The sequence below is a fragment of the Vibrio sp. EA2 genome, assembly GCF_033042495.1.
Taxonomy (GTDB): domain Bacteria; phylum Pseudomonadota; class Gammaproteobacteria; order Enterobacterales; family Vibrionaceae; genus Vibrio.
On the sequence record NZ_JAWLID010000001.1, the window covers coordinates 368,465 to 391,667 of the forward strand.

The 23,203-nt window shown below is 43.4% G+C and carries 18 protein-coding genes; 9 read left to right on the top strand and 9 right to left on the bottom strand.

Annotated features, from left to right (window positions below; translation table 11 throughout):
• Positions 1-53: 53 nt before the first annotated feature.
• Positions 54-701, bottom strand: coding sequence for a murein L,D-transpeptidase catalytic domain family protein (locus RXX31_RS01665; RefSeq protein ID WP_317587876.1), 648 nt, complete (start codon positions 699-701; stop codon positions 54-56).
• A gap of 462 nt (positions 702-1,163) precedes the next feature.
• Between RXX31_RS01665 and RXX31_RS01670 the strand changes: the two genes are divergently transcribed.
• Complete coding sequence (locus RXX31_RS01670; protein WP_317587352.1) at positions 1,164-1,565, top strand: NUDIX hydrolase; 402 nt, start codon at positions 1,164-1,166, stop codon at positions 1,563-1,565.
• 449 nt (positions 1,566-2,014) lie between these two features.
• On the opposite strand, the gene RXX31_RS01675 is transcribed toward RXX31_RS01670, so the two are convergent.
• Positions 2,015-4,387: an EAL domain-containing protein gene (locus RXX31_RS01675; RefSeq protein WP_317587353.1), complete on the bottom strand. Its 2,373-nt coding sequence runs from the start codon at positions 4,385-4,387 to the stop codon at positions 2,015-2,017.
• Between the two features lie 472 nt (positions 4,388-4,859).
• Here RXX31_RS01675 and rbsD point away from each other — a divergent pair, with 472 nt between their 5' ends.
• The 6 genes from rbsD (at position 4,860) to RXX31_RS01705 (ending at position 10,881) form a co-directional block, all read left to right on the top strand.
• Positions 4,860-5,279, top strand: a complete 420-nt coding sequence (gene rbsD, locus RXX31_RS01680; RefSeq protein WP_317587354.1) for a D-ribose pyranase — start codon at positions 4,860-4,862, stop codon at positions 5,277-5,279.
• A gap of 23 nt (positions 5,280-5,302) precedes the next feature.
• Complete coding sequence (rbsA, locus tag RXX31_RS01685; RefSeq protein ID WP_317587355.1) at positions 5,303-6,808, top strand: ribose ABC transporter ATP-binding protein RbsA; 1,506 nt, start codon at positions 5,303-5,305, stop codon at positions 6,806-6,808.
• Positions 6,805-7,788 carry a ribose ABC transporter permease gene (gene rbsC / locus RXX31_RS01690; RefSeq protein WP_237318239.1) on the top strand — a complete coding sequence of 328 codons (984 nt, stop codon included), beginning with the start codon at positions 6,805-6,807 and terminating at the stop codon, positions 7,786-7,788. Before rbsA ends, rbsC begins: the two co-directional genes overlap by 4 nt.
• Positions 7,789-7,868: 80 nt before the next feature.
• Positions 7,869-8,747, top strand: a complete 879-nt coding sequence (gene rbsB, locus RXX31_RS01695) for a ribose ABC transporter substrate-binding protein RbsB (RefSeq protein WP_317587356.1) — start codon at positions 7,869-7,871, stop codon at positions 8,745-8,747.
• 189 nt (positions 8,748-8,936) lie between these two features.
• A complete protein-coding gene (gene rbsK, locus RXX31_RS01700) occupies positions 8,937-9,857 on the top strand; it encodes a ribokinase (protein ID WP_317587357.1) in 921 nt (306 codons plus the stop codon).
• 16 nt (positions 9,858-9,873) lie between these two features.
• A complete protein-coding gene (locus RXX31_RS01705) occupies positions 9,874-10,881 on the top strand; it encodes a substrate-binding domain-containing protein (protein WP_317587358.1) in 1,008 nt (335 codons plus the stop codon).
• A gap of 511 nt (positions 10,882-11,392) precedes the next feature.
• Here the strand turns inward: RXX31_RS01705 and cueR are convergent.
• The 4 genes from cueR to yccS all read right to left on the bottom strand — a co-directional run bounded on the left by cueR (position 11,393) and on the right by yccS (position 15,798).
• A complete protein-coding gene (cueR, locus tag RXX31_RS01710) occupies positions 11,393-11,779 on the bottom strand; it encodes a Cu(I)-responsive transcriptional regulator (RefSeq protein WP_317587359.1) in 387 nt (128 codons plus the stop codon).
• 315 nt (positions 11,780-12,094) lie between these two features.
• Positions 12,095-12,343 (bottom strand): YgjV family protein, encoded by a 249-nt coding sequence (locus RXX31_RS01715; RefSeq protein WP_317587360.1) that lies wholly within the window; start codon positions 12,341-12,343, stop codon positions 12,095-12,097.
• A 795-nt stretch (positions 12,344-13,138) separates the two neighbouring features.
• Complete coding sequence (locus tag RXX31_RS01720) at positions 13,139-13,300, bottom strand: hypothetical protein (protein ID WP_317587361.1); 162 nt, start codon at positions 13,298-13,300, stop codon at positions 13,139-13,141.
• 344 nt (positions 13,301-13,644) lie between these two features.
• Complete coding sequence (yccS, locus tag RXX31_RS01725; protein WP_317587362.1) at positions 13,645-15,798, bottom strand: YccS family putative transporter; 2,154 nt, start codon at positions 15,796-15,798, stop codon at positions 13,645-13,647.
• A 367-nt stretch (positions 15,799-16,165) separates the two neighbouring features.
• Here yccS and helD point away from each other — a divergent pair, with 367 nt between their 5' ends.
• Entirely contained in the window at positions 16,166-18,235 is a 2,070-nt protein-coding gene (gene helD, locus RXX31_RS01730) for a DNA helicase IV (protein WP_317587363.1), read from the top strand.
• 77 nt (positions 18,236-18,312) lie between these two features.
• Here the strand turns inward: helD and RXX31_RS01735 are convergent, their stop codons facing one another.
• The gene (locus tag RXX31_RS01735; protein ID WP_317587364.1) at positions 18,313-18,768 is read right to left on the bottom strand and encodes a methylglyoxal synthase; all 456 of its coding nucleotides are present in this window, start codon (positions 18,766-18,768) and stop codon (positions 18,313-18,315) included.
• Between the two features lie 71 nt (positions 18,769-18,839).
• A complete protein-coding gene (gene torT / locus RXX31_RS01740; RefSeq protein WP_317587365.1) occupies positions 18,840-19,844 on the bottom strand; it encodes a TMAO reductase system periplasmic protein TorT in 1,005 nt (334 codons plus the stop codon).
• 161 nt (positions 19,845-20,005) lie between these two features.
• On the opposite strand from torT, the gene torS reads away from it, so the two are divergent.
• Positions 20,006-22,963, top strand: coding sequence for a TMAO reductase system sensor histidine kinase/response regulator TorS (gene torS / locus RXX31_RS01745; RefSeq protein WP_317587366.1), 2,958 nt, complete (start codon positions 20,006-20,008; stop codon positions 22,961-22,963).
• A gap of 47 nt (positions 22,964-23,010) precedes the next feature.
• Here the strand turns inward: torS and RXX31_RS01750 are convergent, their stop codons facing one another.
• Positions 23,011-23,202 carry a hypothetical protein gene (locus RXX31_RS01750; RefSeq protein ID WP_237318218.1) on the bottom strand — a complete coding sequence of 64 codons (192 nt, stop codon included), beginning with the start codon at positions 23,200-23,202 and terminating at the stop codon, positions 23,011-23,013.
• Between the last annotated feature and the right edge of the window lies 1 nt (position 23,203).

The window sequence follows — 23,203 nt, forward strand, 5'->3', positions numbered from 1 at the left end:
AGAATGACCTAAGGAAGCGAAAGGGAGCAATGACCATTGCTCCCTTTCTTTTGTTATGCGCTTGCGTAGATGACACTGCCGCCTTTAATCGTATCGATGATTTCTCGAGACAGGTTTTCTGGAAGAGCGGGGCAACCCCAGCTACGCCCTAAATACCCGTTCTTTTTGATAAATGAAGGATTGGCATATTTGGCACCATGCACGACGATGTAGCGTTCACGTGCTTTGTCGTTTAATCCAGAAGTGAGTCCATCTAAACGAAGGGAGTATCCATTAGACCCGTAGTAGGTCGTATCGGTTAAAAATGTCCCTAAAGACGTTTTTCTAGAGTTCACAATATTGGAAAACTTCGTAGCGGTTTTCTTTCCACTGTTGACGCCGTGAGAAACATAGGTGTTGAAAATCAGCTTCTTTCTTTTTAAATCAACTACATAAAACCGCTTATCTGTTGATGGCTTGCTGTAGTCAATGATAGTAAGTACAGGCTTCTTTCTTTTTTTGGTCTTTTCGTAAGCTAAATAGGCGTCCTTAAATAGCTTAAAGTCGATGACGCCTTCTAGTTTAGCGTCTTTATATGTTTTTCTAACTTGTTGTTGAGCAATCTGGTTCTCAACTGCAGCTTTGCCGTCTGAATTTTTGGCGAAAGCAAAAGGAGAAACAGAGAAAAACGTCCATATCAACAATAAAAATGATTTTTTCATTTTGATCAAATAAAACTCTAAGTGTTACAAATTTGCCGAATGCTTCATGCGTTCAGTAATACTACATGCACATCAATTATATTCTTCACCCAACATTAAGTGTTACGTATTAATCACTTACGTATTGGGGAGTTCTTTTATTTTAGCTTTTTTAGCTAACTTTTTGATATTAATAAGTTTTTCTTTTAATAAGAGAAACTTTAGATTTAATAATAACTTAAATTTCTAATTAATAAAATGGTGAGTAGTGGTGTTTATTAAATTTCCCGGATTAAAAACAGTGTATAATTATTGTGCTGTTTTAAAAAGCCTTGTAATTTCAATGTGTTTGTTTTTAATAAACGATTGCTAATTAAAACCAAACTCTGTGATCCGAGTCGTAACAAAACGTGATTTCAATCTTGAGTGAAAACACTTGCACAGTATAAATTGGAATAAAGAATTGATGACGACGAGGTTAGGATGAGAGTACATGAATGCGTTTCCTTTATATTAGTAAAAGACGCACAAATACTATTGGAAACACGGGCAAGAGATAAAGAAACAGATCCTGGTGCTATTGCTATTCCAGGTGGGCATATGGATCTTGGTGAAGATCAGAAGCAAACTTTATTCAGAGAACTCAAAGAAGAGCTGAATGCCATTCCTCAATCCTATGTATATCTCTGTTCGCTTTATCACCCTACGACGGAGCTACAACTTATACATTATTATATTGTGACTGAGTGGGAAGGGAATCTAGAGTGTTATGAAGCGGAATCTGTTGATTGGTATACGCCAAATGACCCTCCAGTAGCAACAGAGGTTGATAGGATCGCATTGAAAGAGTTTAGACGATTGAAAGATACGTTTAGTTCAATTTAAAATTTTAATAAATTAGATTTAATTTAAATCTTATGAAATTAAGTAACGAAAACGAAGTGACATTATAAATGTTTGTATTCAAAGTTAAGCTATGAATGCAAACGTTGTGAAATATCAAATTGTCGCTTTATTCCTTGTGCTAACTTCCCCCTAGATTGTTTTAAAACGTTTTATTTGGCCTAGATTTCGAGTATGCGGAGATCACAGATAAAAGTTTACTAACGATCATTAATACATTCGGCTTTGTAAGCAGGGGGAACCAAAATGATTAATAAGTGTGGGCAGTGTCGGCAATTTACTCGAGAGAAGGCAAACAATAAAGATATATGTGGTGCCTGGGGGCAGCCAACATTAGCGACAAGGTTTGCTTGTGAATTTTTTATGCCTGCGGTTTCATCAAAAAACCGCGCTAGCAAAGTCCTAAATACAAAACAAAGTTAATTAAAGGCTTATTTGGCTATTTTTGAAAGCCCGCCTGAAAAGTGCTGAGTACTTGTCTGTCGTTTGAAGAGCATCTGGTTAGATGATTCCCACCATGCTTCCAGCTGCTCAATACTCATTGGCTTACCAAAAAGATAGCCCTGCATAAAATCGCATTGATATTCAGAGAGCCACTGGCGCATCACATCGTGTTCAATACCCTCCGCAGTAACGGTTTTATTCTGGGCGTGGCAAAGGTCAATAATGGGTTTGATCACATGCCCATTATTGGTTCTCATCAGTGTGAGTAGAAACTCGCGGTCAAACTTAATTTTTTGCACTGGGTATTGGACAAGCTGGGTAAGGGACGTATATCCCGAACCAAAATCATCAATTGCAAGCCTGTAACCGAGCCTTGAAAGTTCATCTAAAAGCGCTGTACCGCGTTGGTTTGAAGCGAAAGTCTCTGTAATCTCAAGTTCAATAAACTTTGGGTCAACATCGTATTTAGTCGTGTAGGTGTGGATATACTCCGCCATCTCCAGAGAGTTCAACTCTGCGGAGGATAGGTTGATTGATAGGATAATGTCCTTATCAAAAATCTCTCTCAACTGGTGGTATTGCGATGCTGCAGTAGAGAACACCCAACGGTCCACTTTATCGAACAGACCCGTTTGCTCTGCGATAGGGATAAACTCTGCAGGAGGAATTGGTCCTATACCTTCCGCATCCCAACGCAACAGGACTTCTAAGCCCTCAACTTCATTTTCGTAACGGCTTAGGTATGGTTGAAAGACTAATCGGAACTCTTTTTCTACACCGGTTTTTCTTAATGCTCGTTCAATTTGGCTTCGTCTTTGTGACTCTATATTCAAGTCGGCAGAATAGTAGGCATATTGGTTTTTACCAGCACGTTTGGCTTGATACATCGCGGCGTCAGCATTCGATAAAAGTTTAGTTATGTCTGCCCCGTCTTCCGGGTAACGCGCAACGCCTACACTAGCGGTTACGGGGAAGGTATTAGGCCAAGAGTGACTTAGAGTATTTATCGGTTTCAGTAGTTCAGTCGCGAGTAAATCTGGAAGATCATTTACCTGTTCGTTGGAGCTAAGCAGAATGGCAAACTCATCACCGGAAAGACGAGCACCAAAGCAAGGACTATTGTGTTGATGAGAAAACTTTTGACACACGTTCTTGATGTGGCTTGAAAATACTTTTAATAACGTATCTCCCAACTCATGCCCATATTTGTCATTGACATACTTGAAGTTATCTAAGTCAATATAAATGACCCATAAATAGTCGGAAGGGGAGTCGAGCTCTAGAGTGACAAGTTCATGGAACCGATGTCGGTTAGCGAGTTGGGTCAATTGATCCGTTTCTGCCAGTCGCTTGGTTTTTCTGTAAATGACGTTGAGCTCTTCGTACATATCGAAGAAGCGTGAAGAAAGCCGGCCAATCTCATCATTGGTATCCAACTTTTCGATATTATCTCGTTTATTCGCCTCTAGTTCTTGTAGTTGTTTGTCGAGTCGAGAAACGGGGCGCAAAACATTTCGATACAGAACCAGAACGATCAATGTAATGGTACAAAAAGCAGCGATCCCGAATGAAAGTGCCAGTTCCAGCCAAACTTTGTCGACTTTATTCCACATCAGATATTCAGCTGGCGAGAGTATGGCAAAAAAATGGGGTAGCAATTCTATCGTTTGCGCGAGAGGGATATCGAGGTATATGGGTTTATCAGAAAACGTAATGACGCTATGGGTATCAAATTCAATCTCGTGTTTAATATCGCTAAATGCTTCCAGAGACACGGTAACGATAACAAAAAACGCATTACTCGGATCAAAGCTTAATGGGTGCTCACCGGTACGTTTATCGATCAAATTGTATTGCAGCAGAATACTTTGGCCACTGGCATTATAAATAAAACCCGTCCGACTATAGTCGCCGTGTTTTGCAAAACTTTCTGAGATGTACTCTGTTACTTTGGGATCGATAGAGCCTGAAGATTCAAAAAATTGGTTTTCTGTGTAATAGAGTAGCTTCTGATTACCATTGAGAATAGCCATGTTGGTATCGCCATGATAGCCGTGACTTAACACATCGGCTGTTTCTTCAAGTCGGTTGAATAAAACACGTTCACGGTATGGATTGTCGTGATTAATTAAGTAGTCTTGCAGAACGTCACTTTTTCCCAGTGTATAAGCGTAGCTATGAAGGAAAATATTGGCTTGTCTAAATTGCCCCGCGAGTTTCTCCATTTGTAATTGAATGTAGCTATCTTCTCGCTTGATGAGTGTAACTTTCTGGATGCTATAGATGATGTAACTCGAGACAACCGCACTTAATAAGATGACGGGCGTTACAAGCAAAATTACCCTGCTGCTTAATTTCATTATGTTTCTTTCGTTCCGTTTGTGTCCTTACAAACGTTGCATACCTACTCGGTAGTAACGGATGATGCATACCCTCAAAGTGTAACGAGATTTTAAGTCTGACGATCTTGAAAATCCGGCAGCGCTCTAAGAACTGTGAAGCCGTATATGGTTTTACGTAGTCTATTTTGGTTATTTCTCAGTAATTAGACGTGTTGTTCTTAAAAAGTAGCCCTATAAAGATATGCAAGTCTCGACATATTTGCTAATCGAAACGTTTCGATGAGTAAGTTGTGACGTAAGTTGCTTTTTTATGTATGTCGTCATTCCAATTACAGATCATTCTCACACCTTCTAAACCAATCTCTTTTCAAATTTATCCTTCGAACTATTATTTGCATCGAAACGTTTCGATGAGTTTTCTGTAAATAACCAAAACAACCTAATGCAGACGCTTATCGATGTATGAACGTGTAACCGAAAGGTCTATGAGATGAAAAAAAGTACCCTTATAAACTCAGATATTTCTTACTTGGTGGCGACATTGGGTCATACCGATGAAATCACCATTTGTGATGCCGGTCTACCAATTCCTGAACATGTGCAACGAATCGACTTAGCGCTTACTCATGGGGTACCAAGTTTTATTGATACCGTTCGTGTGATGTTGTCTGAATCACAGATAGAAGGTGTCGTTCTAGCAGAAGAGTTTTGCACCGTGAGCCCTGAGCTTCATAAAGCGCTTATTGAAGAGTTAAATCAGGAACAAGAGCGAACAGGAAAATCGATCGAAATCAGTTATGTATCGCACGAGGCGTTTAAAGCTCGTACTGAACAAAGCCGAGCAGTGATTCGCACTGGTGAATGCACACCGTATGCGAATGTTATCTTCCAAGCTGGCGTGGTTTTTTAAGCCAGAGAATGTGAGGACAGATTATGACTCAAGCCATTCTACAACTGAGCGAAATTGAAAAGGCCTTTCCGGGTGTTAAAGCACTTGATAAAGCCAGCCTGAATGTCTACCCAGGGCGAGTCATGGCGCTTATGGGCGAAAATGGAGCGGGTAAATCAACCTTGATGAAAGTGCTAACCGGCATTTATCACATGGACTCGGGAAGTATTCAGTATCAAGGGCAACCAGCCGCGTTTAAAGGACCTAGAGATTCTCAAGAAGCAGGTATCAGCATTATCCACCAAGAGTTGAACTTGATCCCTGAGTTGACGATTGCAGAGAACATCTATCTAGGGCGCGAATTTACCGGTGCTATGGGACGCATTCAATGGAGCACAATGTACGAAGAAGCGGACAAGCTTCTCCAGCGTCTGAATGTAAAACACAGTTCAAAAACCTTACTTGGTGACTTAAGTCTTGGTGAGCAACAGATGGTGGAAATCGCTAAAGCGCTCTCTTTTGAATCCAAAGTTATCATCATGGACGAGCCAACTGATGCGTTAACAGATACCGAAACCGAATCGTTATTTAAAGTGATCAATGAGCTTCGCGCTCAAGGCTGCGGCATTGTTTATATCTCACACCGTTTGAAAGAGATCTTCGAAATTTGTGACGATATTACGGTTCTTCGTGATGGTAAGTTCATTGGCGAATGTCAGGTTTCTGATACTGATGAAGATGGCCTTATCGAAATGATGGTGGGCCGCAAGCTTGAAGAGCAGTACCCACGTATTGATGTGAAACACGGCGAGACTTGTCTTGAAGTTATCGGCTTAACGGGCTCAGGTGTTCACGATGTGAGCTTTACGCTTCAGCGTGGTGAAATCCTTGGTATTTCGGGCTTGATGGGTGCTGGTCGTACTGAGTTGATGAAGGTGATTTATGGCGCGTTGCCGAGCGAGCATGGTGTCATCAACCTGGACAACAAGACGATTAACCCGGTCAGCCCGCAAGATGGTTTAGCCAACGGCATCGCTTATATTTCTGAAGACCGGAAAGGCGATGGTTTAGTTCTTGGCTTATCTGTTAAAGAAAACATGTCGTTGTGTTCTTTGGATCAATTGACGAAAGGTGTCCAAATTCAGCACGGTGACGAAGTGATTGCGGTGGAGGACTTTATTAAGCTGTTCAACATCAAAACGCCTACACGCGATCAAATCATTGGCAATCTTTCTGGTGGTAACCAGCAAAAGGTGGCGATTGCTAAAGGGTTAATGACCAAACCTAAAGTTCTAATTTTGGATGAACCAACTCGCGGTGTTGATGTTGGCGCCAAAAAAGAGATTTATCAGCTAATCAATAAATTCAAAGCCGAAGGCATGAGCATCATCTTAGTCTCTTCTGAGATGCCAGAAGTGCTGGGCATGAGTGACCGCATTCTTGTTATGCATGAAGGTCGTATTACTGGCGAATTCGATGCGAAAGACGCCGATCAAGAAACATTACTCGCCTGTGCCGTAGGCAAAAAGATCAATGAGGAAGCAGCATGAGTACCAATACCATGAGCAAACCGAATGCAACTAGTAGCAAAAAGTTGTTCACTAAAGAATGGCTGATTGAACAAAAATCGCTGATTGCGCTGATATTTCTGATTGTTGTCGTTTCATTCCTGAATCCGAACTTCTTTACGGTAGACAACATTCTGAACATCCTTCGCCAAACGTCGGTTAATGCGATCATCGCTGTGGGTATGACGCTTGTCATCCTAACTGCAGGTATCGATTTGAGTGTGGGCTCTGTACTGGCTTTATGTGGTGCATTCGCTGCAAGCCTGATAGCAATGGAAGTACCAGTACTAGTCGCAGTGCCCACTGCTCTTCTTGCAGGTGCCGCACTGGGCGCGATCAGCGGCATTATTATCGCGAAGGGTAAGGTTCAAGCCTTTATTGCAACACTGGTTACCATGACGTTATTACGTGGTGTAACCATGGTTTATACCGATGGCCGACCTATTTCGACAGGCTTTACTGATACTGCTGATGCATTTGCTTGGTTTGGTACAGGTTATGCGATGGGTATTCCCGTTCCTGTATGGATAATGGTGATTGTGTTTGCTGCCGCGTGGTACTTACTGAACCACACTCGCTTTGGTCGCTATGTTTACGCGCTTGGTGGCAACGAATCAGCAACTCGTCTATCTGGCATTAATGTTGACCGTGTGAAGATGGGTGTTTATGCAATCTGCGGTATGTTGGCGGCACTTGCTGGCATCATCGTTACATCTCGTTTGTCTTCTGCACAACCTACAGCAGGTATGGGATACGAGCTAGACGCCATTGCAGCGGTAGTATTGGGCGGTACGAGCCTAATGGGTGGTAAAGGTCGCATTATGGGTACACTCATTGGTGCGCTTATCATCGGTTTCTTGAATAACGCACTGAACCTACTCGATGTTTCCTCTTACTACCAAATGATTGCAAAAGCAGTGGTTATTTTGGCTGCAGTATTGGTAGATAACAAAAACAAGTAATTCATAACAATCCAACAATATGTGAATAAAACCGAGCTGGTATACGTGTGCTGGCTCCCCCTACACAAAGGACTAGAACGATGAAAAAACTCGCAACTCTTATTTCTGCTGCACTTCTTTCTTCTACGGTATCGGTAGCTGCACAAGCTCAAGATACAATGGCGATTGTGGTTTCAACGCTGAACAACCCTTTCTTCGTAACGATGAAAGACGGCGCTGAAGCGAAAGCAAAAGAACTGGGCTACGACTTGATTGTCCTCGATTCACAAAACGATCCGAGTAAAGAACTGTCAAACATCGAAGATCTGACTGTGCGCGGCGTTAAAGCGATTCTGATCAACCCAACAGACTCCGATGCCGTTTCCAATGCGATTCGTATGGCGAACCGTTCTAATATCCCTGTATTGACGCTAGACCGTGGTGCAAGCCGTGGTGATGTCGTCAGCCATATCGCCTCAGATAACGTAATAGGCGGCGAAATGGCTGGTAAATACATCATGGAAAAAGTGGGTGAGAAAGCGAAAGTAATCCAACTCGAAGGTATCGCGGGTACGTCTGCAGCGCGTGAGCGTGGTGAAGGCTTTATGACTTCTGTTAAGAGCAGCAGCATGGAACTTCTTGCGAGCCAACCAGCAGACTTTGACCGTACTAAGGGTCTGAACGTTATGGAAAACCTATTAGCAGCAAACCCTGATGTACAAGCTGTGTTTGCACAAAACGATGAGATGGCACTGGGTGCGCTTCGTGCCGTTCAAGCGTCTGGTAAAGATGTGGTTATCGTTGGTTTTGATGGCACAGAAGACGGTATCGCAGCGGTAAATCGTGGCAAGCTTGCAGCGACCGTTGCACAGCAACCCGATCTTATTGGCGCACTTGGTGTGGAAACAGCAGACAAAGTACTAAAAGGTGACAAGGTCGAAGCTTACATCCCAGTCCCTCTAAAAGTGGTCACTAAATAATCACGACTTTGGATAAATCATCCTAGTTTCTTAGCTCTCTCCTCAATTTTTATCTGTCGTTAGGGGGAGAGAGCAAGAATGGATGCCTTTGACTTTTTAAGGCGACTCAAACGAGAAGTTAAAGTCATCTAATGTATTTCCGAAACACAGTTTTTCAAAAAGGGTTCATTCAGAACCGAGGATAACCGTATGAATAAGTTAGTAGTGTTAGGTAGTGTAAACGCTGACCATGTTCTTCAAGTGCCTTCTTTCCCTCGCCCTGGCGAGACGCTTCATGGTCGCAACTACCAAGTTATCCCTGGCGGAAAAGGGGCAAACCAAGCCGTGGCCGCAGCGCGCCTGAATGCTGATATTGGTTTTATTGCTTGTGTTGGTGATGATTCATTCGGTATCAACATTCGCGAGAACTTCAAAATGGATGGCATCGACATCAGTGCGGTGAAGATGCAACCTAATTGCCCAACGGGTATTGCCATGATTCAGGTGGCGGACAGCGGTGAAAACAGTATTTGTATTTCGGCAGAAGCAAATGCCAAGCTAACGGCTGAGTCGATTGAGCCGGATCTGGATCGCATAGGCCGAGCAGATTACTTGCTGATGCAACTTGAGACACCAATATGTGCTATCGAAAAAGCGGCGCGTGTCGCAAAAGATGCTAAAACGAACGTGATTCTTAACCCGGCACCAGCGCGTGAATTATCGGACGAATTATTAGCGTGTATCGATGTCATCACTCCAAACGAAACCGAAGCAGAAGTCCTGACTGGCGTGACAGTGACGGATGACGACAGCGCACAAGAAGCGGCAAATGTACTGCATAGCAAAGGAATTGAAATCGTAATGATTACTCTGGGGGCAAGAGGGGTTTGGCTCAGCCAGAATGGTCGCGGCGAAATTATCCCAGGTTTCCGCGTCGATGCGACAGATACCACAGCGGCAGGCGATACCTTTAATGGGGCATTAGTTACTGGTTTATTGGAAGGATTGTTCTTAGAATCAGCAATTAAGTTTGCACACGCAGCGGCGGCCATTTCAGTGACACGCTTTGGTGCTCAGACGTCTATCCCAACTCGTGAAGAGGTGGACGCATTCTTAGCTGAAAACCAATAAGTAAGGAATTTATAACATGGCAACGATGAAAGACATCGCGAAACTGGCAGGGGTATCCACTTCTACGGTGAGCCATGTTATTAACAAAACTCGCTTTGTTAGTGAAGAGATCTCAGAGCGAGTTAATCACGCCGCAAAAGAACTCAATTATTATGCTCCATCAGCGCTAGCGCGCAGCCTTAAAGTCAATAGAACCCAAACTATTGGTATGTTGGTAACAACATCGACCAACCCATTCTTCGGCGAAGTCGTAAAAGGTGTCGAGCGCAGTTGTTACCAAAAAGGCTATAGCCTCATCCTGTGTAACACCGAGGGGGATAATGAGCGGATGCGTCAATCTATCAGCACACTTTTGCAAAAACGTGTCGATGGACTGATTCTGATGTGCGATGCGCTGGAAGGAGAACGCATTGACGTCTTCGAACGTTACCCCGATATACCAGTTGTCGTGATGGACTGGGGCCCGATGCTTTTTACTAGTGATAAGATTCAGGACAACTCATTGCGTGGCGGTTACCTTGCGGTGAAGCATCTGATAGATTGTGGTCATAAAGAGGTTGGTTGTATCACTGGTCCTTTGATCAAACATCAAGCTCAAATGCGATATGAAGGTTACAAGCGAGCCATGATTGAAGCGGGCTTGGACTTTAATCCCAACTGGATCATTGAGTCTGATTTCGAATGTGATGGCGGTTATCAAGCATTCAAAAAAATGTTCGAAAAGGGAGCATTACCAACTGCTATTTTTGTCTCCAACGATATGATGGCAATGGGTGTGATTAATGCGGCGAACGAGCTTGGTATCCACTTGCCTGATGATCTCTCAATCATTGGCTACGATGATATACACATCGCTAAATTTATGTCGCCATCTCTTACTACGATTCACCAGCCTAAATACAGATTGGGGCAGGCCGCTGTTGAGACCTTGGTTCGAAGATTAAAGGATACATCTGCTGAAGCCGAAGTGGTCCAGTTAGAACCGACATTGGTCGAGCGCAAGAGTGTGAAAAAGCTGCTTTAGAGCCCTTTGGGGCTATTTAAATAGCTAATATTCTATCGCTTTGATATCTATCAACTTTTATTAGATATGCGTTAATTTTGTACGTTATACGATATTTTTTTAAATAAATGTGATTTTTTACCAGAAAAATAAGAAACACATTTTCTTACGTTAAGAAAGCACCTATGATTGCGGCTAATAAATAATAAAATTGTAATTAATGGGGTGATTGGATGGGGTTTACCTTAGTTCAGAAATACGCTCAGCATTCTGTAAAACGGCCATGGTGCCATCGTATTAGTGTAGCACTCGTCTTTTTTGTCTTTTTATTGAGTAGTTATGGGCTTCTGGCGCATGAAGAGTTGTCATACTTGCTTGGTATTTTTGTTACTTTTGCTGTTACAGGATTGTTTGCATCCGCATCGGCGTTTAAGAAAAGATACCCGATTTCAAAATCGTAGCTTAAGTGCTTGACTAGTTTGAATTATAAAAGGAGGGCTTTTGTCCTCCTTTTATATTTGGGCAAGTGAACTTATTTGGTCAGTTCGTCAATGATAGGACAACGACTTTTAGCATCACCAGGGCAGGATGATACCCAGCTTTCTAGCTGTTGCTTCATCTCTAGCAGGTGCGCTATTTTCTCTTCCACTTCTTTTAATTTTTCCATCGTGCGAGCTTTAACTTCACTGCTTTTTCGGTTTGGGTTGTGTGCGAGCTGAACAAACTCTTTGCACTCTTGCAGTGAGAACCCCGCGCTTTTCGCACGTGACACTAGGTTGAGCTCTTGAATGTGGTTATCAGAGTATTCCCTGTATCCAGAATCACTGCGAGCGGGTGGCGAAATAATCCCTTTATCTTCGTATAGGCGGATAGACTTAGAGGAAAGGCCAGTCAGCTTGGCTACAGCACCAATATTCATAATTCACCTCTTCATTCAAGATAATGTTTAACGCGAGTATATACCCAAATAGATTTAATATGCAGGAGTTAGAGTGAGGTCTTTGGGGTAAGTTCCAGTAAATTAATACGTTATTTAAAGCTTTCGAAAGATGTTTGTCGGTCCGGTTTCGGATCGCTACGTTTTTGATGAGCTATCTGCATTCTCATGTCGTTAAGTTCTCTCGTTGAGAGACAATAGGGCTTCAATGGATGAGGTGACAAAACGCAAAAAAGCCCGCCAATACACAATTAGCGGGCCTTTTACGTACTGTATTTGAATGGCATCAGTGTCTGACTATGATTTTTCAGGTTCTAGGCTGTTCTTTTCCTGATGCATTTTAGCGAGAAAGTACACGTTAACACATGCAATAAAGCCGTTGGTTAGTACGACCGGCCAAGAATCAATCATCAGACCGTAAGCGGTGAATAGACCACAACCGATAAAGTTAAGGATACGAAGTTTAACGATGTCTTTCATAGTAAGCGAGATAGCCACCATGATTGAAGCCGCGTAGCCTAGAATCTCAACCATATTCATTTCCATTTTTTGACCCTCTTTAAATCTGCCGAATTTGTCGGTACCAATTCTTCTCTTCTTGAGATTGTTGAGGAAGCTCCGTGCCTCGAATGGTCTTTATGTTGGGCGTACTATAGCAACGCACATAATGTGATAAAAGACTCAAAAAGGCGGAAAGTGAAGGTTAGCGATTACGCAAACGTTTAATAAGAAAATTATTTATAACGAGATCCATTGGTTTCATTGATTAGGCTGATGAAACCGATAGCTAAAACGTATTTGAAGATGTTGCGATGGTCACTTATCATGGTAAATGATAATTATTTACATTTTGTGCCGTTATGATTAATCTTGCTGTCAGTCTAATACTTTCTTTCGCATTGATCCGTAGAACCAAACCCAGTTCTTGGAGTGCTGAGATACATGTGATCTCGCATGTGCTGTGCGCGTTATTTCTACAACCGATCTACATCATTCCCTATCTTATGATTACGTTTTTCTCATCCCCTTTGCTGATCAGACTGTCTAAGCGCACTAGCTACTACAGTGTTCTGTTTGGCTTTTTACCTGCACTGGTTGCGTCCGGATGTCTTGTTTTTACTTAAGACAACAGCATTTAAGATGTAACCTTCGGTACTGAAACGCAGACAGATTTAGCGATGCGATTGAGATGGGGCGTCAATAGTGAGGTATTATTAGAAGCGCTATCTGCCTAGGGTAGAAGGGGTTCGATTGCAGGGCTCTGAGATTAGCATTAAACACATTGCTTTCTGCATACGCTCGGCAGGGATGAAAATCTTAGTAGGTTATAAACCGCGATTTTCAAGAAAACAGTTGTGCAATCATCTCACGTTCTTCTGAAGAGAGTAGTGGAGAACGTTTTTTGTCTAGTGTCTTGCTGATTTCACCCTGAAGTGACTTTAGCTGGCTATCCGTTAGATCACTCAGTTTTTGTTTTAGTTCGTTAAATTGCTGCTTATTCATATCACACTCCTCGTTGTACACAGGTTTATCCTTCATTACCTATTTATCGGCCTCCATGGCCACACAACAAACTTTTCCAGACCTTTATAGATTAGAACTCGCCCGAATTTGCTATGTCCGAATATTGTCAGGGTGTGTTAAGTGAAGCGTCAAAATGTGACGAAAAAGTTAGGCTGAATTTTTACTGTGTAGGAATTGGCGTAAAAATGTAGGAAAGTGCACCTAAAGGATGTGAAAAGTCTGTATCCCACCAGTTACTTCGTTCTGAAGCCTGCTTATTTAAATCTAAAAGTAAGGAGGGAAGCAGACTCGCTTCCCTAACAGATATGGGATGACTGAGATGATCAGTTCGCGCGAACGGCGAACTTGCTGGCCAGAGAATGCAACTCAGGTAGCATTCGATAGATAAGGTGTAACTGTTGCAACACCATTCGAGCTGAGCTGTCGTCTTCTTCGCGCCATTCATTTAAGCGCTGCTCAAGTCCGGCATCCTCAATTGAGGACAAATCACATGTTTCGCAGTGCTGGTGCAGTTGTTGGTGAAGGATATCCAAATGTTGGTGGATGCAGCGGTGAGCATCTAAAACCAGTTTATGGGTGGTGTTATCCTCTATTCGTGTACGGTGAGCACCCAATGCGGAAATATAGTTCAGCATCGCGTGATTGAGCGTTAAAAAACGGAAGCTCTCATCCACTGCGGTTCTGTATTTCCCCGGTTCAGCAAGCATGGTACTAATAGCGGAGGTCAGGGTTGCGTCACTATTGTGTGCCTGACGACGAGCTATGCGGTAGCTTAAACTGTCCTTTTTACCGACACGGTATTGGCCAATAATTTGTCCGAGGTATTGTTTATTCGCATCGATGGCATCTGACATTACCTTATGCAATCGTCGGGACTGCCAATCAGGTAGGATAAATGTGACAGCTGCTACCGCTAACATACAGCCAATTAATGTATCTGCAAGTCTCGGAAGTACAACGGCGAAGCCTTCACCCAACTGATTGAATAAAAACAGAACGAGCAGGGTAATAAAGCCGGTTGCGTAGCCGTAATTGTTCATCCTAAAGGCGAAAAACATCACGCCAGAAACCACAATAAATACCAACTGACTTTCTTGAGAAGGAAAAACGGTTAAAAGTGGAACGCCAATTAGCAAGCCAGCCAGAGTACCTATGATACGAGCGGTGAGTTTCTGACGAGTCGCACTGTAGTTAGGTTGACAAACGAACAGCGTGGTCAGCAAAATCCAGTAACCTCGCTCAAAGTCTAATGCTTGGAGGATGCCGTACCCAACCGGCAAGGCAATAGACATACGAAGTGCATGGCGAAAAAGCATTGAGTCTTTGTTCAAATTGGCTGAAATACGCTGCCACATTGCTTTTAACGTATGTGGGTTGGTATCTGAAAGCGTATCTTCTTCAAGTCCTTCTACGTCTGGATTATTAATATTGTTGAGCTGTTTCTCTACGGTCGCTAAGTTATTAAACAGGTAGGTAAGTTGGCCCAAAAATCGTTTCCAATGACCTTTGTCTTGTTCTTCGAGATACGCCAGAGAATTCTGTAATTCTGCTAGGGCTAAGATCGACTCATCGGTATGCGTGTATTCATTACCAATTTTAATGGCTTGAGCAATATCTCGACACGCTCTTGCCTGGGACTCGAGTAGATATTTGAAGCGGAATAATACATCGGAACGTTCGAACTCAGTGGCTAAATCTTGATAACGATAATGGCTGGAGCTTACTCGCTCGTGGATGTCCTGAGCGATAAAGTAAATATTTAAAAAACGGTCACTTGGGCCATCAATATGCCCATTCTTGGAGCGATTAAGTAGTGTTGCCTTACAAGTATTCAATGCGGTAACGGTTGCAGCGTTGAGTCGTGCGGCTTCGATACGCATAGGTTGCGGTTCTAGGTTTAAAACCGGATGAAACAATTTTGCTTTGGCGTCGAGGTAATCGCCCATTTGAAAAAAGACATTCGCCAAGCTTTGCTGTACCGGCTGCAATGGCCAGAATATCTGCCATATCATCGACATAAAATAAAACCAGGCGGCGCCGATGAGAAGCAATAAAGGCTGAAACCAAATAGTTGTACTTTCATGAGCACCAAGCATGGTGTAAATCGCGATCAGTAACGAGCCAAATGCAATACTGGCGTATTTAGGCCCGAGAGCGCCAAGCATGATAAAACCAAATGTTGATACAAAGAGGCCGATGGCAAATAGCCAAGGCGTCTCGAACAAAATCTCGATTGAAAATGCGGCAACACCAAAACAGATGAAGGTGAGGAAGACCGCTTTCATGCGTCCGGTAACGCTGTCATCACTTTCGGCCAAAGCTGCCGCGATAATCCCCAAGATTAACGGCGTTATCAGGGTATTCTGACCAAAGTACCATGCAGGAATGACAACGCCTAATAGGGTTATCAAAATGAGAATGCTGTAATTGATGGTTTTGTTAGCCCAATAGAGGCGAAATTTAGAAGCTGCTTGCACGATGCGCCTTAGATTTTCGATGAAAAACGGGTAGTTATACCCATCGAGGTTATTTGGTTATCATACCAATTCCACTATAGCGTTTTTATGATTTAATTTAAGAAAAAATATCGACTGGTTATGAAATGGTCGAAAAATAGTGTTAGGCGTTAAGGGCTTCGTCTATTTCTGTGTACGGGCAACGTGTTCAAGTGAATATAAAAATGATGCGGTCAAATTGTGTTAGCAATGTTCATAAAAGCAACAGTATTGTGAAATTTATTTAAGAATATATTAAAGATGGTGGGTTCGGTGCGCGTCATCGCTACAATTTGATATTGTAAAATGATATAAATCGAATACTTATCACTTGAAAGGCGCACGTTTCATGCAGCTTACTGCTACCAGCAAAGCACAGTTTTTTATTCAAAATGAGTATTATCATGTCGAAATAAAAGAGAACAGTGTTTTATTAAGTTCCATCGGCAGTGAGGAACATATTCCGTTTACCGTGTGGAATGGCAAAGTTAGCGTCAAGCGTGGATTACTCTGGAGCTCGTTGCAGTTTTTTTCTCACGAGCAAGAAGGTAAACAGCAAAGCTGGTTGGTTCAGGGGTTACCATGGCCGCAATGCCGGAAATTCGCCCTCGATGCCGTACGTCAATATCAGGATTGGCACAACAATCAGTGTAAAAAGTTAGCTGAATACCTGCCGGCATGGGAAGAAGAACTCTTTAAGCTAAAACATCTCCCCGCTTATCTCTCGCACTCACAAACTCAGTCTTGGGTTGAGCGGGTAAATCAAGAGTTAGTGGAGATTAAAACGTCGCTGGAAGAAGCAAAGCTGCGCATACCCAACCGCATGGCTGAAATTGAACCTTGGCTTATCGATACCTCTGCCACTCTGGAAGAGCGAAATCGCGAATGGCTGGAAAGCGAGCGTCCAAATTGGGAGGTGTTGTTCAGTCGTATTGAGTCCTCTCCACTGAATCTTTCTCAGCAATATGCCGTGTTGCTTAACGATGATCACAATCTGGTACTCGCTGGGGCAGGATCAGGTAAAACCAGTGTTCTTACCGCTCGCGTGGCTTATTTGCTTCAGAGCCATCAGGCACAAGCTGAAGAAATCTTGATGCTTGCTTTTGGCCGTGACGCCGCGACAGAGATGAAAGAACGCTTAGTTGATAAAGTAGGCATGGCAGCAGAGGGGGCCAGGGTTAACACCTTCCACCAGTTGGGTTTGTTTATTCTCAATCAAGTAGAGCCACAATCCGTGGAGATAAGTCCGCTTGCATTGGACGATAACCAACGCATCGCGTGGTGCATCGATTGGCTTAAGAAACACTGGATGACGCCGACTAACTTCAAACGCTGGCAAAAGCACCTGGATAAATGGCCGATTGCGTATTTGAAAGGGGATGATGAGCTGGGCAGTCACTCAGAAAACCCTAAATTGATTGCCTGGTTAGATTCGCAGTTGTCACATTTGGCGGCGGTTGGGTTGACTAAAAAGCAGGTTCAGGAAAAACTGGTTGATCATCAGGAGTACACCCGACTCAATAGTGAGCTCGCGTTGTGTTGGCCATGTTTTACTGCCTGGCAAAAAATGCTCAAAGAGACGAATCATGTTGATTTCCCAACCATGATTAGCCGGGCAACCGACTATGTGAAAAAAGGTAAGTTCGTCTCCCCGTGGCGATTCGTTATGGTCGACGAGTATCAAGATATCTCTCCTGACCGTTTGGCGTTAATTGAGGCGCTGTGTGATTCTAGTGAGAAACAGCCAGGGGCAACTTTGTTCGCAGTAGGGGATGACTGGCAATCCATTTACCAGTTTGCCGGAGCTGACGTTGATCTGATCACTGGTTTCAAAGACCGATTTGCTTACTCGACGGTTCATCATCTTGATACTACTTATCGCTTCAACAACCAGATCGGCAATGTGGCGAATGCGTTTGTGCAGCAAAACCCGGCGCAGTTACCTAAGACACTAAATAGCCACAAACAACGTAAGCAAAAAAGTGTCCATACGGCGCCAAGCAACCAAGTGGAGAAAATCCTCGATCAATTGAACCAACAAGCAAAGCAAACCAAATCGGTGTTGTTGCTTGGCCGTAACCATTACCACAAACCAGATTTGTACGACGACTGGTTACGACGATTCCCGAATCTTGATATTCGCTTTATGACATGTCACGCGAGTAAGGGGCGGGAAGCGGACTTTGTGATTGTTCTTTCTGTGGATGAAGGACAATTCCCTGCGAAGAAAAAACAAGTTCATATTGACGGTGCCTTAACGCAGTCAAACGACAAGTTTCCACATGCGGAAGAGCGTCGATTATTTTATGTTGCGATCACCAGAGCGAAAGAAAAGGTCTGGCTTACCCATACAGGCGCTGGATCCGCATTTATTCAGGAGCTGGTTACTGGGGATTACCCAATCATTGCTTCCCGCTAAATAAAATAGATACTGTTGGATATAACAAAGGCGATACTCAGTATCGCCTTGGTTTTATCCAGAATAGCCTGCTTTGGTTAGGTGCGTTCGTTTAGATAGGCCTCATAGTCTGGCACTTCGATATCGACTTCTTGTTCGATAAGTGGAGAGTTAAAAATAAATTTAGCCGTTGCACGGTTGGTTGCGACAGGAATGTTCCAAACGCTCGCAATACGAAGCAGCGCTTTTACATCTGGATCATGGGGTACGGCATTTAATGGATCCCAGAAAAATACCAAAACGTCAATTTTACCTTCCGAAATCAAAGCACCAATCTGTTGGTCACCACCCATTGGGCCGCTGATCATATTTTTAATCGCTAAGCCTGTTTCTTTGCTTAGCATATGTCCTGTTGTACCTGTCGCATACAGGAAGTGGCGCTGAAGTTGTTCTTTGTTTTCTTGTACCCAGCGAAGCAGTTCAGGTTTGCAGTTATCGTGCGCAACTAAAGCCACGTGCTTGTGTGCTGGCATGGTACGAGTTGTTTTTTGCATCAAGTTATTTCCGATTCAAGATGATAAAGTTATTTTAAGTGTATCCGTTAATGAAACACTTTTTTAATCGATCAATCAATAGGATTTACGCTGAATGTTGGCCTATATTCGGACGGGGATAACGATTCCTGAATGGTATCTTGGTCAAGTGTTGTTGGTGTCAGTGGTATGATGTTCGGTGACGCCTGTTTTTCATATGGCAAGCCTCTCAAGTAACGTGTTGCCTGTAGGACGGAGAGGCGGCCTTGCTCGACCATTTTGTCCGTTGCGGCGAATAATACTTTATTTCGTAGTAAGCCACGATAAACGCCGTGACTTAAATAGACGGAAACCAAACCAATGTCACTGACTTTACCAGCACTGCGTAGCTCACTTATCGCCGCTTCTATCGCCACTGCGCTCCCGACGATGTAGTCAATATCATTCATGTCGATAATACGTTGCACCAAGTTACGTTGTAACTCTTTGTCATTATCCGCCCATAAGGTGCTTACTACGTTTATGTCACTTTGTTTTATCGCGTCGTAAAAGCCTGCGGCTACTGGTTTTGTTCCTCCACGCGTGCGTGGTCCTAATAGCAAGGCGATATTGCTGACGCCAGATCCTTTCGGATGTCGGTTTGCTAAATACTGACCGACTTCATGACCCATCCAGTACCAATCCACACCGACCACACCTTTCAACGATTGACTCTGCTCTTTGTCTAGAACGAGTTGGTTAACGGTAGCAAATACGGGAGTATTATCTACAAAAGTATTTAAGTTGTGCTCATATGCATGTGGGTCTACGGTGCCTAAAATAATGGCTTCGGCGCCCCATTGATGACAAATTTTTAGCTGTTGTTCCTGGCGGTTTTTGACCGGGTATCCACCAGCTTCGAGTACACGCAGGTTAACGCCCTGATTTTTTGCTTCGGTAACCATGCCATAGTTCACCGATAGCCAGTACGAGTCTTTTAAATGCGGGTAAATCGCACAAATTTTTTCTGCGGCAAACGAAGGTAATGATGTTAACAGAGGCACCATTAGTAAAGACGGTTTGATAATTGAGCGAAACAAGCGTTGATTGATAATCATGGGTGAAGTTCGTTGGCTTAGATTCAGTAAACATTGCAAAATATAACGTATTATAACCAAAACACCTTTAGATATTTACTTCATCGATGTCGCGATGAAGCTTTGATATCAAATTTGCTTGAGTATATTTCGCTACACATGAATAGAAAGGTCATAAATATATGCTGCTAGCCACCGCAAGTATCGGTCGTAAGCTTTTGCTCTCTTTTATTGCGATGGCAATGTTGGTGATGTTATCTGCATTAATCGGCCTGTCTGGCTTTTCGACGGTATCGAAAACAGAAAGGAATGTGGTTGATGCTGCAATCCCTGCAATGATCGAGGCCAGACAGGTATCTGAATTAAGTGCTCGTATCATTTCTTCTGTTCAGATGCTGTCAAATGCAAAGAATGAGCAGGAGCGACAAGACACTGGTCGTGAGCTTTTCGACCAGTTAGAAGTGTTGCTTTCTCATATCAAAGAGCTTGGAAGAGACGCATTTGATTCCCAGTTACTCGATACACTAGAAAGCCATGTCCAGAATGTCATCAATAACCTGGGCGATCTAGGTACGTCGGTTGAGAGAAAGCTCTATCTGGCCAAAGAGATCGATACTCGCGTAGAAGAAATGCGCTTGCTCAGTGAAGAACTGGAGCAACTCACCCGCACTCAAGTGCAAAACACCAGTACCGTTGCCGTTGCAAACGTGACCCATATTTATGGCCTGTTGGAAACAAATCAAAAGGAACAGGCGTACCAGGCATTAGATACGTTGGTTGAAGTCGATTTAGATCTGACGGAACGCTTACATGAGTTCCATCTGCTTGCGTTCCAGGTTCTCAATCAGATTGAAGAGGCACGAACACTGACTAATCTGGACCGTATCCAACAAGTGCAAGCAGACTTCGTCAGTAATCTGCGAATCATGAATAGACGAGTACAAGCGGTGGAAGATCCAACCCTTTCCACACGAATGGGTCAGCTCCTCAAAGGCCTTGGAGAGCGACAGATCGTGTTTACCATGTTAGTCCATCAATATGAAAATAATGAGCAGTCACAACGCCTGATGCAAAAAACACTCGAGCTGTTTGCTGAGCTCAATGGGACTGTTAATAAACTGGTTGATGACTCCAACAAAGCGACGTCGGTTGCAATAGATGAAATGGCCAGTTCATTAAAATTTGCACAATGGTCGTTAATGTTTATTTCGATTGCTGGCCTCATCGTCGCTATTTTGATTGTGTGGCGAGTTGTTTATGTGTCAGTAGTCAAACGACTCGCGGAGTACTCGTCGGCGTTGTTATCGGTGTCACAGGGTAACTTAGCCGTCGAGCTCGAAGTAAAAGGCAAGGATGAACTCGCCCATATGGGGCGGGCGATTATCACCGCAAGGGATACCGCGCAGGCGCTAAAAATCGTCGCTGAAGGAGAGGTGAAAGCGAAGAAGGAACTTGAAGAGCATAAAGAGCACCTTGAAGAGCTGGTCGATCAACGTACGTCTCAGTTAAAAAAAGCGAATAATCGCTTGAATGAAGAAGTCTTAAATCATGCCAAAGCACGTAAGCAAGCGGAACAAGCGAATCGGGCTAAATCCGCCTTCCTTTCTACGATGAGTCATGAAATACGTACACCATTAAATGGAGTACTGGGCACCGCACGTTTGCTTATCGACTCAGGGTTAAGTCCTTTACAAAAGCGATACGCTGAAATCATTAATCGAAGTGGTAATACGTTATTGGCCATCATTAATGATGTACTGGATTACTCAAAAATTGAAGCAGGCTATCTTGAAATACGTCATTTAGGCTTCGACTTGCATCAAATGGTGCAAGACACTTATCAGCTAATGGAAAGTCGAGCAAAAGAGAAGAATTTGTTGTTCTCTTATCATATTGAAAGCGATGTCAGTCAGTTTTGGAAAGGGGACGTAACACGAATCAGTCAGGTTTTGAGTAATCTGGTTGGTAATGCGATTAAATTCACCCAACAGGGTGAAATTGATATCTATGTGAGTCTTAATCCAGAAGACGAAACGCAAGTACTGTTCGAAATTACCGACACTGGCATTGGAATAGCAGAAAGCGAGCAAATTACATTGTTTGATGCCTTTACACAGGCAGAAGGTGGGCTTAATCAAACGGGTGGAACGGGACTTGGTCTCGCGATCAGTAAACGTATTGTCGAGGCGATGGGAGGAACGTTAGCGTTTGATTCCGAAAAAGGCCAGGGCAGTCGTTTTTGGTTCTCTATTCCGCTACAAGAAAGTGATCAAGCGGAAGCAAATAAAGCATTACTTGTGCATTGCAAAGTGAAAGCGAAAGTGTTGCTGGTTGAAGACAATGAAGTCAACCGAGTAGTGGCGGAAGGTTTTCTTAACAGCATGGGGCACGAAGTGGTTATTGCCGAGAACGGACTTCATGCAGAACAGGTCTTAGCAGAGCAGGATTTCGATATTGCTTTGGTCGATATCAACTTACCGGATTGCAATGGTGTGGAGTTGATCAAGCGCTTAAAGCAGATTGAAGAAAGTAAACACCAAGTGTTAGCACCAACACCAATGATTGCGGTTTCTGCTCATGTGTTTGAAGAAGAGGTTGAAACGTATTTAGCCTCTGGTTTTGATGGCTATTTGCCTAAACCTCTGATCAAAGACACGCTTGGAACGTTGATTCAAGAACAGCTCGACGGAAAGCCATTGCTGTTAGATCAAATAGACAGCCTGCCTCAGGAACAAGGCTCTGTTTTGACAGAGGCTGTTGCGGAGTCTGTAGAAAACAACCTCATGCCTTCTAAAGAGGTTGAACCTGGCCTCATTGCCCCTGAAGTCGTGCTGTCTGATATGAAGGTGTTGGGCAGAGAAAAAATGCTGCACATTATTGGTTTATTCCGTAAGAGTAGTCTGGATGTTGCTCATCAATTGGAGATAGCGGCAGAGACAAGAGACACAAATCAAGTGAAGTCCTTAGCACATAAGCTAAAAGGCAGTTGTGGCAGTTTAGGCTTAACCGCACTCATGAGTACGCTGCAGAGTATTGAAGGCGCATCCGATCCGCTAGAGGCCTACAAGCAAAAGCAAAGTGTACTTACTGAGCAAATCACTGCCTCGATAAATGCGCTTGATGAAATGATGGCGGGTTAATAATGGTGACAAAAACAAAAACCTCCGGTAGTTGCCGGAGGTTTTTTCTATTCGGTCATGTCATCTTCCCACTCGAACCGAGTGTCTAGAGCATATGGGTCATCGTCAAAAGGATGCTCCACTTTGCCACGCAAGTATTCGAGTTGATGCTCAAGCATATTGACCGTATCGTAGTCTCCCTCTGAACAAGCGACATAAATCTGTTGTTCCAGAGCGGCAATGTTATCTCGGATACCCATG

Bases quoted from the DNA above. Each gene is read 5' to 3' on its own strand.
- RXX31_RS01665 (WP_317587876.1), bottom strand. From the start codon at position 701: ATGAAAAAATCATTTTTATTGTTGATATGGACGTTTTTCTCTGTTTCT.
- RXX31_RS01670 (WP_317587352.1), top strand. From the start codon at position 1,164: ATGAGAGTACATGAATGCGTTTCCTTTATATTAGTAAAAGACGCACAA.
- RXX31_RS01675 (WP_317587353.1), bottom strand. From the start codon at position 4,387: ATGAAATTAAGCAGCAGGGTAATTTTGCTTGTAACGCCCGTCATCTTA.
- rbsD (WP_317587354.1), top strand. From the start codon at position 4,860: ATGAAAAAAAGTACCCTTATAAACTCAGATATTTCTTACTTGGTGGCG.
- rbsA (WP_317587355.1), top strand. From the start codon at position 5,303: ATGACTCAAGCCATTCTACAACTGAGCGAAATTGAAAAGGCCTTTCCG.
- rbsC (WP_237318239.1), top strand. From the start codon at position 6,805: ATGAGTACCAATACCATGAGCAAACCGAATGCAACTAGTAGCAAAAAG.
- rbsB (WP_317587356.1), top strand. From the start codon at position 7,869: ATGAAAAAACTCGCAACTCTTATTTCTGCTGCACTTCTTTCTTCTACG.
- rbsK (WP_317587357.1), top strand. From the start codon at position 8,937: ATGAATAAGTTAGTAGTGTTAGGTAGTGTAAACGCTGACCATGTTCTT.
- RXX31_RS01705 (WP_317587358.1), top strand. From the start codon at position 9,874: ATGGCAACGATGAAAGACATCGCGAAACTGGCAGGGGTATCCACTTCT.
- cueR (WP_317587359.1), bottom strand. From the start codon at position 11,779: ATGAATATTGGTGCTGTAGCCAAGCTGACTGGCCTTTCCTCTAAGTCT.
- RXX31_RS01715 (WP_317587360.1), bottom strand. From the start codon at position 12,343: ATGGAAATGAATATGGTTGAGATTCTAGGCTACGCGGCTTCAATCATG.
- RXX31_RS01720 (WP_317587361.1), bottom strand. From the start codon at position 13,300: ATGAATAAGCAGCAATTTAACGAACTAAAACAAAAACTGAGTGATCTA.
- helD (WP_317587363.1), top strand. From the start codon at position 16,166: ATGCAGCTTACTGCTACCAGCAAAGCACAGTTTTTTATTCAAAATGAG.
- RXX31_RS01735 (WP_317587364.1), bottom strand. From the start codon at position 18,768: ATGCAAAAAACAACTCGTACCATGCCAGCACACAAGCACGTGGCTTTA.
- torT (WP_317587365.1), bottom strand. From the start codon at position 19,844: ATGATTATCAATCAACGCTTGTTTCGCTCAATTATCAAACCGTCTTTA.
- torS (WP_317587366.1), top strand. From the start codon at position 20,006: ATGCTGCTAGCCACCGCAAGTATCGGTCGTAAGCTTTTGCTCTCTTTT.
- RXX31_RS01750 (WP_237318218.1), bottom strand. From the start codon at position 23,202: ATGGGTATCCGAGATAACATTGCCGCTCTGGAACAACAGATTTATGTC.